Consider the following 13,068-nt stretch of genomic DNA (forward strand, 5'->3'; position numbering starts at 1 on the left):
TCCACACGCGGGGGTTGGGGCCGTCATCCCTCGGGGCGATGATCGTTAACAGGACGGGGGTGGCATAGTACGGTCGTTTCATGGGTGATGATCGATCTCCTGATGTCGACGACCCACCTCGGGCGTCCACGTTGGATGTGCCTGAGGCGGTGCATTACGACGAGGAGGAGAGGCCTGCTCGGGAGCTTGCCGGGTGGGTCGGGACGTTCGTCGCCGTGGTGGCGTTCGGGGTGGCGCTGCTGGTGTTGTGGCAGGTGTTCCGGCCGCTGGCGCAGGGCAGCCAGTATTACCTGATCATTTTTCTGGCGGGGACACTGCCGCTGTGCTTTCTCGCGTACAAATCAGGGTTTGGGAAAGGCCGGGAAGCGCCTGGCGTGACCGACTGGATCCTGGCCGGTGTCGCTCTGCTGGTTTGCCTGTACCCGGTGAATCCGTTTGCCGGCGGCTACAACGCGTTCCTGGACCGGCAGGGGTTGCTCGAACCGGTTGATGTGGTGTTCGGTGCGGTGCTGCTGGTGCTGGTGATCGAGGCCTGCCGGCGGACGACGGGGTGGGCGCTGCCGGTCGTGTGCCTGCTGTTCCTGGGATATGGCTACTACGGTGGACTGCTGCCGCAGCACTGGCCGGTGGCGCACTCGGGGCTCGACTTCGCGCAGATCGTGGACGCGCTCTACAACTCGGGGAGCGGGTTCTACGGGACGCCGCTGGATGTGGCGGCTACGTACATCGTGCTGTTCACGATCTACGGTGCGGTGCTGGATCTGTCGGGGGCGAGCCGGTTCTTCGTCGACCTCTCGGTCGCCGCGTTTCGCAGGTCGCGGAGTGCGGCGGGGCGCACCGCTGTCGCCGCCGGCTTTCTGCTGGGCACGGTTTCCGGATCGGGTACGGCTACCGCGGTCAGCGTCGGCGCGGTGACGTGGCCGATGCTCAAGAAGGCCGGGTATCCGCGGGAGCAGGCCGGTGGCATGCTGGCCGCGGCCGGTGTCGGCGCGATCCTCTCGCCGCCGACGCTGGGTGCGGCCGCGTTCATCGTCGCGGAGTACCTGAACGTCTCCTACCTGACCGTGCTCGGCTGGGCGATGATTCCGACCGTCCTCTACTACCTGGGCATCCTGCTCGCCGTGGAGATCGACGTCCGGCGGTTCGGGGTACGCGCGATCGAGGCGCCGGCGACCAGCGCGTGGCGGCTGCTGGGCCGGTTCGGGTACCACTTCTCGTCGCTCGTGGTCATCGTCGTGCTGCTGGCGCTGGGGGAGTCGGCCACCCGTTCGGTGGTGTACGCGACGATCCTGGCCGGGGCGCTGTCGTTCCTGGACCGGCGGTCGTGGCTCACCCCGCCGAGGATCTTCGCGGCGCTGTCGGCGGGGGTGCGCGGCGTGCTGCCGGTGGTCGCCGTCTGTACCGCGGCGGGCATCATCACCGCCACCACGACCAAGACGGGCCTCGGCGCGCAGCTCGCGTCGCTGCTGGTCAGCGGGGCACAGGCGATCACCGACAACCCACAGGCGGTGCTGGCGCTGACCGTGGTGCTGGCGGCGTTCGCGCTCGCCCTGCTGGGTCTCGCGGTGCCGGTCACGGCCAGCTTCATCATCGGCTGGGTGATCATCGGGCCGGCACTGCTGACGCTCGGTGTGCCGGCGCCGGCGGCCGCGATGTTCGTCTTCTACTACTCGGTGCTCTCCGAGGTCACGCCGCCGACGGCACTGGCGGCCGTCGGCGCCAGCGCGATCACCGGCGGGCGGGCCATCGCGACGATGTGGCAGGCACTGAAGTACGCGCTGCCGGCGTTCCTGGCACCGATCGCGTTCGTGCTGACCAGCAACGGGGAGTACCTGCTGGCCCGCGGCCCGTTCCTGGACGTCGTGTGGACCACCGCGGTCGCTGCCCTGGCCGTGCTGGGCCTGGCCGTCGCGACCGGGGCGTGGTTCCCGGGTGTCGGCCCGGCCGGTGTCCCGAGCCGGGTGCTCGCCGGCCTGGCCGGGCTGTTGCTGCTCTACCTGGAGCTGCCGGCCGTGATCGCCGGTGTGATCGCCCTCGTCGTGGCCGCCGTGCTGGCGAGGGTCCAACCAAATCGTCCACGGGCTCGTTCGCGGTTTCGTTCACGGTTTCGTTCACGGGAGGAAGCATGAGACGCATACTGGGCATCACCCTGGCCGGTGCGCTGGCGGTGGCCGGCGCGGGCTGCGGCGGCAAACAGGACAGCGCCGCGCAGGACACCGGCGGCGACGTCACCTGCGAGGTCGGTCAGTCGACCCGGATCGGCATCGCGACCGGGAACGCGACCGGTGTGTACTTCGCGCTGGGGAACGCGTACGCCGAGCAGATCAACGCGGTGGGCGGCAACCTGCAGGCCACCGCGTCGGAGACGGGCGCCTCGGTGCAGAACATCCAGCAGCTGGTGGCCGGCACGTACGACGTGGCGTTCTCCCTCGCCGACACCGCGGCCGACGCGGTCAACGGCACCGGCAGCTTCACCGGCAAGCAGCCGGTCGCGGCGCTGGCCCGGATCCACACGAACTACACGCAGGTGATCGTCCGCAAGGCCGCCGGGATCAAGGACGTCGCCGGGATGAAGGGCAAGCGCGTCTCCACCGGCTCGCCGAAGTCCGGCACCGAGGTGATCGCCAACCGGATCCTGACGGCGGCCGGGCTCAAGCCGGAGAGTGACGTCCAGGCGCAGAAGCTGGACCTCACGAAGACCGTCGACGGCATGAAGGACGGCACGATCGACGCGCTGTTCTGGTCCGGCGGCCTGCCCACGCCGGGCATCACCGACCTGCTCACCACGCAGAAGGACCAGGTCGAGTTCCTCGACATCACCCCGCTCCTGCCGGAGATGCAGAAGATCAACGAGGTCTACCAGGAGGGCACGGTCCCGGCCGCGGCGTACGGCACGGCGGCGGACGTGAAGACCATCATCGTACCGAACTTCCTGCTCGTCCGCGACAACCTGGACGCGAACGTGGCGTGCGCGCTGACCAAGACGCTGTTCGACCGCAAGGCGCAGCTGGAGCAGGCGAACGCGGCGGCCAAGGAGATCAGCACGGAGACCGCCCGCAAGACGTCCCCGGTGACCGTGCACCGGGGCGCGGCGAAGGCCCTGGACGACCTGGGGGCGCCACAGTAAATCCGTTGCCGGTCCGGGGTGGGCGGCACTAGTTTTTGCTGCGTAACCCACCGATTCCAACCCGCCCGTCCCCGCTCGGGGACGGGCGGCCGTTGCTTGCGGGCGCGCCGACGACGGAGAGTCGGACCCGGCTGTAAACCGGTTGCCTCAGCGCTGAGCAGGTTCGAATCCTGCCGCCCGCACGTCACTCCGGGGTCCAGACGCGGACCACATGGTCGCTGCAGCCGGCGATGATGGTGTCGCCGGGGCCGAACTCGAGGGCGTCCAGATTGACGTCGCCCAGGTCGAGGGTGTCGAGGACGTGGCCGGACGGCAGGTCCCACACCACGATGCTGTCCTCGCTCTCGACCGCGACGAGGTTCGTGTGCGCGGAGAAGGCAATCTCGCCCTGGGACGCGGGCTGGCCGTCGAGCCGGACCACCTCACCGGTTCGGGTGTCGCGGATGCGCGGGGAGTCCGAGCCGTAACCGCTGATGCCGAAGTACCGCCGATCGGGCGAGGCATGGATCTCCCGGACCACGCCTGTTCCACTGAACAACGTCCTGGTGTACTGCTCGGCGTCGACGTCCCACAGCCGGACCGAACGCAGGTCGGCGACGAGGAGCGTCTCCTCACTGTCGATGAAGGTCATCGACTTCAGTTTTTCGACGTCCTCGACGGTGTCGTACACCGCCCGCGGGCCAACATCGATGATCTTGATCTCGTCGCCGCTGAGAGCGGCGATCGAGTCGCCGTTGCCGGAGTACGTGATCTCCTTCACCGTGGTGCGGAACTCGCTGATGGCTCCCGCCGTCGACCAGTCAGCTGTCGTGTAGAGCCTGATCTTCTTGTCCCAGCCGGCGGCCGCCAGCGTCGTGCCGTCCGGCGTGAAGGTCACGTCCTCGATGTAGTCGGAGTCGGCTCTTATTTCCCGGACGAGGTCGGCGGTGCGCAGGTCGTAGACCCAGACGAAACCGCCGCTGTCGCCGGCCGCCACCAGGCGGCCGTTGGGGGAGAGCGCGAGAGCCGATATCTCGTCAGCCGCGTTCGTCCACAGTTCCGGTGGGTTCCAGCGGAGTTGCCGGGGAGGGGCCGGTGATATGCCGGCGCTTGAGGGCGTTGACTGCGGTCCCGTTTTGTCGGGTGCGGGATCGGCTGCCCAGACCCGGGGGACCACCATGATCGGCGCGGCGACCGCGATGACCGCGAGCAGGACGAACGCCAGGGCGCCGAGCGCGGTGCGCAAGCGCGACGCCGGCTCGTCCTGCGTACCCTTCCGGAGGCCGAACGCGAGGGTCGCACCCAGGGCGGCCATGGAGACTGCGGCGGCGACGATGCTGCTGAGGCGGTCGGCCTCGTCCATGCCCCGGTTGAAGGCGACGGTGATTGCCGTGCTGACGAACGCGATCGGCGTGACCGTTCGGCACGGGTCGGCGGTCTGTCCTTGCGGAGGGTGTGTGTGGTGAACCGGAGCGTGACAATTGTGGTACACCCTGTACACCGTTGCTCAGGCAGGGGAGATCGGGATGACCGCCGTAACCCACCCGCAGGCAATCACCGTCCGACGATCCGCTCAGTTCGTGCGTGTGGCGCTCTGGGCTTTTCTTCTTGTGAACGTTGCTGTTGTACAGGTGTTGTTTCAGCTGGCGGGGCCGCCGGCGCACAACCTGCTCGGGTCGATCGGGCGGATGCTGGGGCTCTATCTCGCCTTCACGATGGTGGTGCAGCTGCTGCTGATCGCCCGGCTGCCGTTGCTCGACCGGGCGTTCGGCATGGATCGGCTGACCAGCTGGCACCGGTGGACCGGGTTCACCGTGTTCTGGCTGGCGGTACTCCACCCGTCGTTTGTGATCACCGGGTTCGCGCAGTACGACGGGGTGCCGGTGCTGAAGACGGCGGTGACGCTGTCGAAGCAGGTTCCGGTGCTGCTCGGGATGATCGCGGTGGGGCTGATCGTGCTGGTGGTGGCGCTCTCCGTACGCATCGCGCGCCGCCGCCTGTCCTACGAGGCCTGGCACGCGGTGCACTTCCTGCTCTACGCCGTCGTGGTCCTCGGTGTGATCCACCAGGTGTACGAGGGAACCGCCTTCGCCATCAACCTCGGCACCAAGATCTATTGGTGGGGTCTCTGGGCGTTCGCCCTGGGTGCGCTGCTCACCGGGCGGGTGATCGTGCCGCTGGTCCGCAACGCGCGGCACCGGTTCCGGGTGGCGGCGGTGGTGCCGGAGTCCGACGACGTGGTCTCGGTGCATGTCACGGGGCGCGATCTGCATCGCCTGCCGGCTCGGGCCGGGCAGTTCTTCCTGTGGCGGTTCCCGGGGCACAACCGGTGGTGGCAGGTGAATCCGTTCTCGCTGTCGGCGGCGCCGAACGGGCGGTCGCTGCGGCTCACCGCCAAGGGGATCGGCACCACCAGCAGAGGGCTGCGAGATCTCAGCGTCGGGTCGCGGGTGTTCGCCGAGGGGCCGTACGGTGCCTTCACCCTGGACCAGCGTTCGCGGGCAGCGACGCTGCTGATCGCGGGGGGTATCGGGATCACGCCGATCCGGTCGCTGCTGGAGGATCCGGAGATCGGCGGGGACGTGGTCGTGCTCTACCGGGTTCGCAACGCCGACGACGCGGTGCTGCTCGGTGAGCTGCGCAACCTGGCCCGGGGCAGGGGCGCGCGGCTGCACGTGATCACCGGGCCGACGGGGCCGTCCAACCAGCCGTTCCGGCCGGAGAACCTGCAGGCGCTGGTGCCGGACGTCGCCGAGCGGGACGTCTTCATCTGCGGGCCGGCGGCGCTGACCGACACCGTGGTGGAGAGCCTGCGGCGACTGCGGGTCCCGTCCCGGCAGGTGCACGCGGAACGGTTCCGCCTGGCCGCGTGAAAGAAGCCGCGTGAAAGAAGACCGGCCGCGTGACAGAGGTCTGATAGCGAATCGAGAGCGGCCGGGAGCAGCATGGGCTGAGCCGGGCGGGGCCTCACGCCCCAAGCAGCAGGTTCCGTCCGGCCCCTGGTTCGGATCGTGGATGGATCGCCGCCCCTACGGGATCGGGACGGCGGCTAGATGTCGCGGACCTCGAGGACCCGAGTGGTGGGTGCGGCTTCGCCCAGAGCGGAGCGCAGCGCCTGCCGCTCCGGGTCCGCCATGAAGGTGCCGAGGCCGGCGCGGCCGGCGAAGCGGATCACGTGGACCTCGGTGCCGCTGTCCTCGCGCAGGCGCCGTTCGAGCTTGCCGCCGTGCCGGCCCAGCAGAGCCAGCACGGCGTCCTCGTAACGGCGGCCGGCCTCGACGTGGCCGTCGGCCATCTCCACCACGGCGACCAGCAGCAGTTCCTCGTGTTCCACAGGGTCAGACCCTAGACCAGGACGCCAGCAGCCGGTGCTCGCCGAGGCCGAGGGCGGTGTCGCTGAGCTTGCCGAGCACCGCCAGCAGGATGATCGCCAGCAGCATGACGTCGGTGCGGCCGGTGTTCTGACTGTCGATCAGCAGGAAGCCCAGGCCCATCGACGAGGCGATCAGCTCCGCCGCGACCAGGAACAGCCAGCCCTGGGCCAGCCCCAGCCGCAGACCGGACAGGATCGCCGGTGTCGCGGCCGGGAACAGGATCGACGCGAGCAGGTGGATGCCGGATCGGCCGTACGCGCGGCCGACCTCCACCAGGTGCGGGTCGATGTGGGACAGCGCAGCCGAGACCGTGGTGTAGACGGGGAAGAACGCCCCGATCGCCACCAGCACGATCTTCGGGGTCTCGCCGATGCCCAGCCAGAGCAGGAGCAGCGGCACCCAGGCGAGCGACGGGACGGCCCGGATCGCCTGGACGGTGGGTGACAGGGCGGCGCTTGCGGTACGCGAGAGCCCCACCAGCCCGCCGAGCGCCAGCCCGAGGGCCGACCCGGCGGCGAAGCCGATCAGCACCCGTTGCGTGCTGATCGCCAGGTGGTGCCAGAGTTCGCCGCGCCGGCCGAGCTCACCGAGGGCCGCGATCACCTCGCTCGGCGGTGGCAGCTGGGCCGAGGCCGACAACTGCCATCCGGCGAGGAGCACCAGCGGCAGGATCAGACCCACCGCCGGCAACCTGCGAAGGGTCACGAAGCGCTCCGCGCGGTCGCGTACCTCGGCTCGAAAAGCGTGTCGATCGCGGCCCTGGCGTCCGCCTCGCTCTTCACGTTGGCGTCGGCGACCAGCACCGGCAGGATCTTCTCGAAGACGGCACGCTGCGCGGCGCCGGGGACCGGGTCGACATCCAGGCGCGTACGCTCGGTGAGCACCGTCTTCGCCACGGCCTCGGTGATCTTGGCCTCCCGCGCATACAGCTTCACCGCCTCGTCCGGGTTGTCCTTGATCCACTGACGGGCGCGCTCGTACGCGTCGACCACGGCCTGGGCCAGGTCCGCGTGCTCGGTCAGGAAGGCCTCACGGGCGTTGAGCACGCCGTACGAGTTGAACGCCACGTTGCGGTAGATCAGCTTGGAGCCGGCGTCCACCTCGGACGTCGCCATCAGTGGGTCGAGCCCGGCCCAGGCGTCGACGTCACCGCGTTCCAGGGCGGTCTTTCCGTCGGCGTGCTGCAGGTTCGTCACCGTGACGTCGCTCGGCTTCAGCCCCGCCTCGTCCAGGGCCTGGAGAAGGAAGAAGTACGGGTCGGTGCCCTTGGTGGCGGCGATCCGCTTGCCCTTGAGCCCGGCCACGTTCGTGATCGCCGAGTCCTTCGGCACCACGATCGCGGCCCACTCCGGCTGGCTGAACACGTCGATCGTCTTGATCGGCGAGCCGTTCGCCCGGGCCACCAGGGCCGCCACTCCGGCCGTGGAGCCGACATCGATCGCCGAGGCGCGCAGGGCCTCGTTCGCCTTGTTGCTGCCGGCCGAGAGCTGCCAGGTGACCGTCACGTTCCGCGCGGCCAGGCCGGTCTCCAGCCACTTCTGCTCGCGGAGCACCAGGCTGGCCGGGTTGTAGTACGCGTAGTCGAGCCGCAGGGTGGCACCGGCCTTCTCGGCGGGCTCGTCCTCCCCCTGGACGCAACCGGTCAGCAGGGCCGCCGAGGCCGCAGCCGCCAGCACCGCGCGCATGATCCTCATATCCGGGTGGTTCCTTCCAGTTCGCGAACGGGATGCACTCCGAGTTCAGAGAGCAGCGAGACCTTGTGGGCGGCCAGCCCGGCGTCGCCCCGGTCGCGCGGCCGCTCGCCGGGGACGTCGAGGGTCAGCCTGATTCCGGCCGGCCCGCCCGGCTCGGTGGCGCCGAGCAGCACGACCCGGTCGGCCAGGTGCAGCGCCTCGTCCACGTCGTGGGTCACCAGCAGCACGGTCGTTCCGGCTTCGCGCTGCACCTCGACCAGCAGGTCCTGCATGCGCAGCCGGGTCAGCGCGTCCAGCGCCGCGAACGGCTCGTCCAGCAGCAGCACGCCGGGCCGCCGGGCGAGAGCGCGGGCCAGGGCGGCCCGCTGCGCCATGCCACCGGAAACCTGGCGGGGGCGGTGCTTGGCGAAGTCGGCGAGCCCGACGACGTCGAGCCAGTGCGCGACCTCGGCCCGGCCCTGCCGGCCCGTGGTGCCGCGCGGGAGTCCGAAGGCGACGTTGCGCTCCAGCGTCCGCCACGGGAGCAGGCGAGGTTCCTGGAACACCACAGCGCACCGGGAGTCGATCCCCGTGACTTCGGTGCCGTTTACGCGTACCTCTCCCGTGGTTGGCTTTTCCAGCCCACCCGCAAGCCGCAGCAATGTCGACTTGCCGCACCCCGACGGACCCAACAGGGCCACAACCTCGCCGGCGGCGACCGAAAGGTCGACGCCGGCGAGCACACCGCGCCGGCGCCCACTCGTGGTGAAGTCCTTGCCGACGCCGGAAAGATCAAGGGGTACGGCGGTCATGGCGCGCAGCTTACCTACATATCCTACATGTTTACTAGGGTGTTCCAAATCGCTGGAACCGCGCGGGCCGATCGCCGATGATCGTGCACATGAGGGAGAGGTTGCGCGAGATCGCCGCGGAGACGATCTCCATCGTGGAACGCGGTGGTTATGACGGTGCCGACATCGCCGAGGCGGTGGCGGCATCGGTTGCCGGGACGCGCCTCTACCAGCCGGCGGACCCGCTGCCCGCGTTCCCGGGCCCGGCGACGGCGATCGTCGAGGTCACCGGGGAGTCCACCCTGGCCGCGGCACGCCGGCTCGGTCCCGGCGCCGCCTCCCTGAACTTCGCCTCCGCCCGCAAGCCCGGCGGCGGCTTCCGCAACGGCGCCCAGGCGCAGGAGGAGAGCCTCGCCCGCAGCTCGGCGCTGTATCCGTCGCTGCTCGCAGCCGGTGACTTCTACGCACATCAGCGCAGCCTGCTGTACACGGACCGGGTCATCTACTCGCCTGGTGTCCCGATCATCCGGGACGACAGCGGGACGCTGCTCCCGGAGCCCTACCTCACCTCGTTCCTCACCGCGGCGGCGCCCAACCGGGCGATGATCGCTCGCAACGAGCCGGCGGCGCTGCCGGAGGTGCCGGCCGTGCTGACCCGCCGCGCGACCCGGGTCCTGGCCGTGGCAGCCGCGCACGGGCATCGCGATCTCGTCCTGGGCGCGTGGGGCTGCGGGGTGTTCGGCAACGACCCGGCGGAGGTGGCGGAGGCGTTCGCCGTGGCACTCCGGGCCGTCCCGCACTTCGACCTGGTGGTCTTCGCGATTTTCGACCGGCGCGATGAGATGCGGGCGGCATTCCGGGCGCGTTTTCGCGGGTAGGCTGAGGCTTTCCCTCGTTGGGAGATTCTCATGACGACGGGCGACGACCTCGTGGTCCGCTTCGGGCGATGGGCCCTGGCGAAAGTCTGGTTCGGCGTCGTCCTGTCCGGCGGTTACGCGCTCGGCCGGCACTTCCACTGGCCGCAGGCGTTCCTCGTCGGGGCCGCGGTGCTGGGTGCGGTGGCGCTGGCGCTCGCCTCGTCGTTCCTGCCGGTCTGGACCCGGGAGCGCCCGAGCGGCATCCCGGTGGCGGACATCGGGTTGCGGGTCATGGTGTGGAGCGGCCTGGCGGGCTCGGTGGTCGCGATGCTGATCGGGATGCCGGCGGTCGGGATGGTCGCGCTGGCGCTGCTGCTGAACACGGCCGCCCGGACGTTCGGGGATCCGTTCCTCCCGTTCCTGCGGCGGCTCCGGATCACTCCGGTGTCCCGGCGCCTCTGATCAGTCGGCGGATTCGCGCTCTTTGTCCCGTTGTCGGATGATGCCTCAGCAGCGCCCATGCCGTGCCGACGGGAGTAGTGCGGGATGCCGGGAGCAAGTCCACCTCGCGGAGGAGCCGACGTGAACACCGATCTGTTCGACCAGCTCGGCGATCCGGCACGCATGCGGGCGGTCGCCGAGTACGACCTGGACAACGCCGATCTGCGTACCAGCCTGGACGCGGTGGCACAGCGCAGCGCCACCCTGCTCGACGCGCCGGTCGCGCTGGTCTCGGTGCTCCTGGACAGCGTTCAGCTGATCCTCGGTTCGTACGGCACGATGGCACTGCAGTGGGTGGCCGAGTCGCGGGGCACGCCTGCGGAGTGGTCGATGTGCGCCCACACGGTGCTGGCCGGTGAGCCGTACTGCGTGACCGACGGCCGGTCGGACCCGCGCCACTCGGGCAACCCGTTCCTGCAGTCGTCGGGGCTGCGGAGCTATCTCGGGGTGCCGCTTCTCGGCCGGGGCGGGGTGACGCTGGGCGCGCACTGCGTGATCGACACCCGTCCCCGGATCTTCACCGATGTGGACCTGGCGGTGCTGGCCGACGGGGCCGAGAAGTCGGCGCGGCTGCTGGCGGCCTATCGGTTCTGAACGCGGGGTTCGCCGTGCCAGCGCCAGGAGGTCAGCCGCGCGTGCCCGGGCAGGTCGCCGCGGCCGGTCGCCCAGAGCAGGGTGGCCCACCGGTCCGTGCCCGCCGGCGCGTGCGGGAACAGTCTCCGCAGGACCCGGTCGCAGAGATCCTCGGGCGGCGTCCAGGGCAGCCTCAGACCGGTGGCGACGTCGTGCGTGTGCGCCAGGACCTCGACGATGCCCATCGCGGCGAAGCCCTCCGGGTCGGAGACGCCCATCGGGTGGTAGGCGCGGCGCTGCGGCGGGCGGATCTCCACGAGGGCGGCGAGCAGGCCACCGGAGGCGTCCAGCACCTGCAGAAGTCCGGCTGCGCCGTCCTTCGGGTCAGCCCGGACGGTCAGTGCCGGGCCGTCGGGGCGCCGGGTCCAGAGAAAGGGGACGTACGCCGAAAGCGGCTCCCTCTCCGGCGAGAGCTGTCCCGCGTACGCGAAAAGGTCGTCGGCCATGTGGTCGACGGTCTCCCGGACTGTCCAGCTCAGGGTGCCCGCGGGCTGCTCCCAGTCGAGCTCGGCGCCCTTCTCCAGGGTGTCCAGTGCGAGGGCGACCGAGGTGCGGATGTCTGCGGCGGTGATCGTCATCTCGTAAAAGTGTCATACCCCGGCGGCATCATCGCGGCATGGGAGAACCAGCAGCGCCGATCCGCCGCCGCATCGAGCTCTCGGTCGCCGAGGCCCGCCTGCGGTTCCAGCAACTCGTCCGGGTGACCGGGCTCACCGGTCAGGTGACGGTCGTGGTCGACGGCGGGCGCCCGATCGCCGCGATCGTGCCGGTCCCCGGCGAGGGTCCCGCGCCGCCCGCGCCGTCCGGGCCTTCCGCTGACGGGTGGATGCGCCGGATCGAGAAAGTGCGGGAGGACGTGCGCCGCCAGCACGCCGGCCGCATCCGTGAGCTGTCGGTGGCCCTCGACGAGGCGTGGCGCCTGATCGATGAGATCCGGCCGCCCGGCACCGACCGGGCCGCCGACACCCTGCGTGCGGCACACGCCGACCTGCGTCACACTCGGTGATCAATCGCTACCTGACCTATGGGGACGGGGGTAAGATCGGCCAATGGCTGGACAGCTCGACCTGTTCGTGCCGGGGGTGGTGTATCTCGACGTCATCTTCACCGGCCTCCGTGAGCTGCCCGAGCCCGGCACCGAGGTGTGGGCGGCGGGGATGGGCTCCTGCCCCGGCGGCGTCGCCAACCTGGCCGTCGCCGCGAGCCGGCTCGGCCTGCACACCGGGCTCGGCACCGCCCTCAGCTCAGACGCCTATGGAGAGTTCTGCCACCGCGTCCTGAGCCGCCAGGAGGGCATCGACCTGTCCGCCTCGCGGCGCGTCGACGACTGGCACTCGCCCGTCACCGTCTCGTTGGCGTACGACCGGGACCGCAGCATGATCACGCACGGGCACCCGCTGCCGACCGACGAGGACGGTCTGGTCAACGGCCTGCCGGCGGCCCGCAGCGCGGCGGTGAGCCTGGCCGGGACCGGCACGGGCTGGGTGCACCGGGCGCGGGCCGAGGGCACACTCGTCTTCGCCGACGTCGGCTGGGACGAGACCGACCAGTGGTCCTGCGACGTGCTCAGCGCCCTGGAGGACTGCCACGCGTTCCTGCCCAACGCGGTCGAGGCGATGCGCTACACCCGGACCGACTCGCCGCAACAGGCACTCGACAAGCTGTCCGGCCTGGTGCCGGTCGTCGTGGTGACGAACGGGCACGACGGCGCGCTCGCGATCGACTCGGGCACGGGTGAGGTGGCGACCGCGCCCGGCGTGCCCGTTGAGGCTCTTGACCCGACCGGCGCCGGCGACGTCTTCACCGCCGGCTTCATCACCGGCACCCTGGGCGGCTGGCCCCTCGCCGACCGGGTCGCGTTCGCCAACCTCGTCGCCTCCCTCTCCGTCCAGCACTTCGGAGGCTCGCTCTCCGCCCCCGGCTGGGGCGACATCGCCGACTGGTGGCAGGCCGTCCGCCAGACCGCCGCCCGCCATCACAGCGAGTCCACCGAAGCCGAGCTGGCCCGCCGCTACGCGTTCCTCGACGACGTCATCCCGCCGGGCCGCCGCAACGCCGTCCACCGGGCCACCGCCACCATCGCCCGCCTGTCCGACGCCCAAGCCGTCGACGTGTGACCCGGAGTGGGATGAG

The 13,068-nt window shown here is 70.4% G+C and carries 14 protein-coding genes and 1 tRNA gene; 9 read left to right on the forward strand and 6 right to left on the reverse strand.

Annotated features, from left to right (window positions below):
• Positions 1-80: 80 nt before the first annotated feature.
• The 3 genes from AB0M02_RS12530 (at position 81) to AB0M02_RS12540 (ending at position 3,309) form a co-directional block, all read left to right on the forward strand.
• Positions 81-2,129: a TRAP transporter fused permease subunit gene (locus tag AB0M02_RS12530; protein ID WP_364225175.1), complete on the forward strand. Its 2,049-nt coding sequence runs from the start codon at positions 81-83 to the stop codon at positions 2,127-2,129.
• The gene (locus AB0M02_RS12535; protein WP_364225178.1) at positions 2,126-3,127 is read left to right on the forward strand and encodes a TAXI family TRAP transporter solute-binding subunit; all 1,002 of its coding nucleotides are present in this window, start codon (positions 2,126-2,128) and stop codon (positions 3,125-3,127) included. The genes AB0M02_RS12530 and AB0M02_RS12535 overlap by 4 nt, the downstream gene beginning before the upstream one ends.
• Positions 3,128-3,225: 98 nt before the next feature.
• Positions 3,226-3,309, forward strand: a tRNA-Tyr gene (locus tag AB0M02_RS12540).
• Between the two features lie 2 nt (positions 3,310-3,311).
• Here AB0M02_RS12540 and AB0M02_RS12545 read toward each other — a convergent pair.
• Complete coding sequence (locus AB0M02_RS12545; RefSeq protein ID WP_364225181.1) at positions 3,312-4,469, reverse strand: WD40 repeat domain-containing protein; 1,158 nt, start codon at positions 4,467-4,469, stop codon at positions 3,312-3,314.
• Positions 4,470-4,737: 268 nt separating this feature from the next.
• Here AB0M02_RS12545 and AB0M02_RS12550 point away from each other — a divergent pair, with 268 nt between their 5' ends.
• On the forward strand, positions 4,738-5,979 hold the full coding sequence (locus AB0M02_RS12550; RefSeq protein ID WP_364225183.1) for a ferredoxin reductase family protein: 1,242 nt from the start codon (positions 4,738-4,740) through the stop codon (positions 5,977-5,979).
• A 176-nt stretch (positions 5,980-6,155) separates the two neighbouring features.
• Here AB0M02_RS12550 and AB0M02_RS12555 read toward each other — a convergent pair whose 3' ends face one another.
• From AB0M02_RS12555 to AB0M02_RS12570, 4 genes are read right to left on the reverse strand one after another with little or no spacing between them, the layout of a single operon-like run.
• Complete coding sequence (locus AB0M02_RS12555; RefSeq protein WP_364225186.1) at positions 6,156-6,440, reverse strand: hypothetical protein; 285 nt, start codon at positions 6,438-6,440, stop codon at positions 6,156-6,158.
• Between the two features lie 4 nt (positions 6,441-6,444).
• A complete protein-coding gene (locus AB0M02_RS12560; protein WP_364225189.1) occupies positions 6,445-7,185 on the reverse strand; it encodes an ABC transporter permease in 741 nt (246 codons plus the stop codon).
• Positions 7,182-8,174, reverse strand: coding sequence for an aliphatic sulfonate ABC transporter substrate-binding protein (locus AB0M02_RS12565; protein ID WP_364225192.1), 993 nt, complete (start codon positions 8,172-8,174; stop codon positions 7,182-7,184). The genes AB0M02_RS12560 and AB0M02_RS12565 overlap by 4 nt, the downstream gene beginning before the upstream one ends.
• Positions 8,171-8,965: an ABC transporter ATP-binding protein gene (locus tag AB0M02_RS12570; protein ID WP_364225195.1), complete on the reverse strand. Its 795-nt coding sequence runs from the start codon at positions 8,963-8,965 to the stop codon at positions 8,171-8,173. Before AB0M02_RS12570 ends, AB0M02_RS12565 begins: the two co-directional genes overlap by 4 nt.
• An 89-nt stretch (positions 8,966-9,054) precedes the next feature.
• Between AB0M02_RS12570 and AB0M02_RS12575 the strand changes: the two genes are divergently transcribed.
• The 3 genes from AB0M02_RS12575 to AB0M02_RS12585 all read left to right on the forward strand — a co-directional run bounded on the left by AB0M02_RS12575 (position 9,055) and on the right by AB0M02_RS12585 (position 10,896).
• Complete coding sequence (locus AB0M02_RS12575; RefSeq protein ID WP_364225198.1) at positions 9,055-9,822, forward strand: TIGR02452 family protein; 768 nt, start codon at positions 9,055-9,057, stop codon at positions 9,820-9,822.
• A 30-nt stretch (positions 9,823-9,852) separates the two neighbouring features.
• Positions 9,853-10,263, forward strand: a complete 411-nt coding sequence (locus AB0M02_RS12580; RefSeq protein WP_364225201.1) for a hypothetical protein — start codon at positions 9,853-9,855, stop codon at positions 10,261-10,263.
• A 120-nt stretch (positions 10,264-10,383) separates the two neighbouring features.
• The gene (locus AB0M02_RS12585; RefSeq protein ID WP_364225203.1) at positions 10,384-10,896 is read left to right on the forward strand and encodes a GAF domain-containing protein; all 513 of its coding nucleotides are present in this window, start codon (positions 10,384-10,386) and stop codon (positions 10,894-10,896) included.
• On the opposite strand, the gene AB0M02_RS12590 is transcribed toward AB0M02_RS12585, so the two are convergent.
• Positions 10,884-11,513: a maleylpyruvate isomerase N-terminal domain-containing protein gene (locus AB0M02_RS12590; RefSeq protein ID WP_364225205.1), complete on the reverse strand. Its 630-nt coding sequence runs from the start codon at positions 11,511-11,513 to the stop codon at positions 10,884-10,886. The two genes, AB0M02_RS12585 and AB0M02_RS12590, sit on opposite strands and share 13 nt — an antisense overlap.
• 38 nt (positions 11,514-11,551) lie before the next feature.
• Here AB0M02_RS12590 and AB0M02_RS12595 point away from each other — a divergent pair, with 38 nt between their 5' ends.
• A complete protein-coding gene (locus tag AB0M02_RS12595; protein WP_364225208.1) occupies positions 11,552-11,941 on the forward strand; it encodes a hypothetical protein in 390 nt (129 codons plus the stop codon).
• A gap of 43 nt (positions 11,942-11,984) precedes the next feature.
• Entirely contained in the window at positions 11,985-13,052 is a 1,068-nt protein-coding gene (locus tag AB0M02_RS12600) for a PfkB family carbohydrate kinase (protein ID WP_364225211.1), read from the forward strand.
• Positions 13,053-13,068: the final 16 nt, after the last annotated feature.

Origin of the sequence: Actinoplanes sp. NPDC051861, assembly GCF_040681145.1 — a bacterium.
Classification (GTDB): domain Bacteria; phylum Actinomycetota; class Actinomycetes; order Mycobacteriales; family Micromonosporaceae; genus Actinoplanes.

Bases quoted from the DNA above. Each gene is read 5' to 3' on its own strand.
- AB0M02_RS12595 (WP_364225208.1), top strand. From the start codon at position 11,552: ATGGGAGAACCAGCAGCGCCGATCCGCCGCCGCATCGAGCTCTCGGTC.
- AB0M02_RS12535 (WP_364225178.1), top strand. From the start codon at position 2,126: ATGAGACGCATACTGGGCATCACCCTGGCCGGTGCGCTGGCGGTGGCC.
- AB0M02_RS12580 (WP_364225201.1), top strand. From the start codon at position 9,853: ATGACGACGGGCGACGACCTCGTGGTCCGCTTCGGGCGATGGGCCCTG.
- AB0M02_RS12575 (WP_364225198.1), top strand. From the start codon at position 9,055: ATGAGGGAGAGGTTGCGCGAGATCGCCGCGGAGACGATCTCCATCGTG.
- AB0M02_RS12545 (WP_364225181.1), bottom strand. From the start codon at position 4,469: ATGGACGAGGCCGACCGCCTCAGCAGCATCGTCGCCGCCGCAGTCTCC.
- AB0M02_RS12530 (WP_364225175.1), top strand. From the start codon at position 81: ATGGGTGATGATCGATCTCCTGATGTCGACGACCCACCTCGGGCGTCC.
- AB0M02_RS12590 (WP_364225205.1), bottom strand. From the start codon at position 11,513: ATGACGATCACCGCCGCAGACATCCGCACCTCGGTCGCCCTCGCACTG.
- AB0M02_RS12570 (WP_364225195.1), bottom strand. From the start codon at position 8,965: ATGACCGCCGTACCCCTTGATCTTTCCGGCGTCGGCAAGGACTTCACC.
- AB0M02_RS12565 (WP_364225192.1), bottom strand. From the start codon at position 8,174: ATGAGGATCATGCGCGCGGTGCTGGCGGCTGCGGCCTCGGCGGCCCTG.
- AB0M02_RS12600 (WP_364225211.1), top strand. From the start codon at position 11,985: ATGGCTGGACAGCTCGACCTGTTCGTGCCGGGGGTGGTGTATCTCGAC.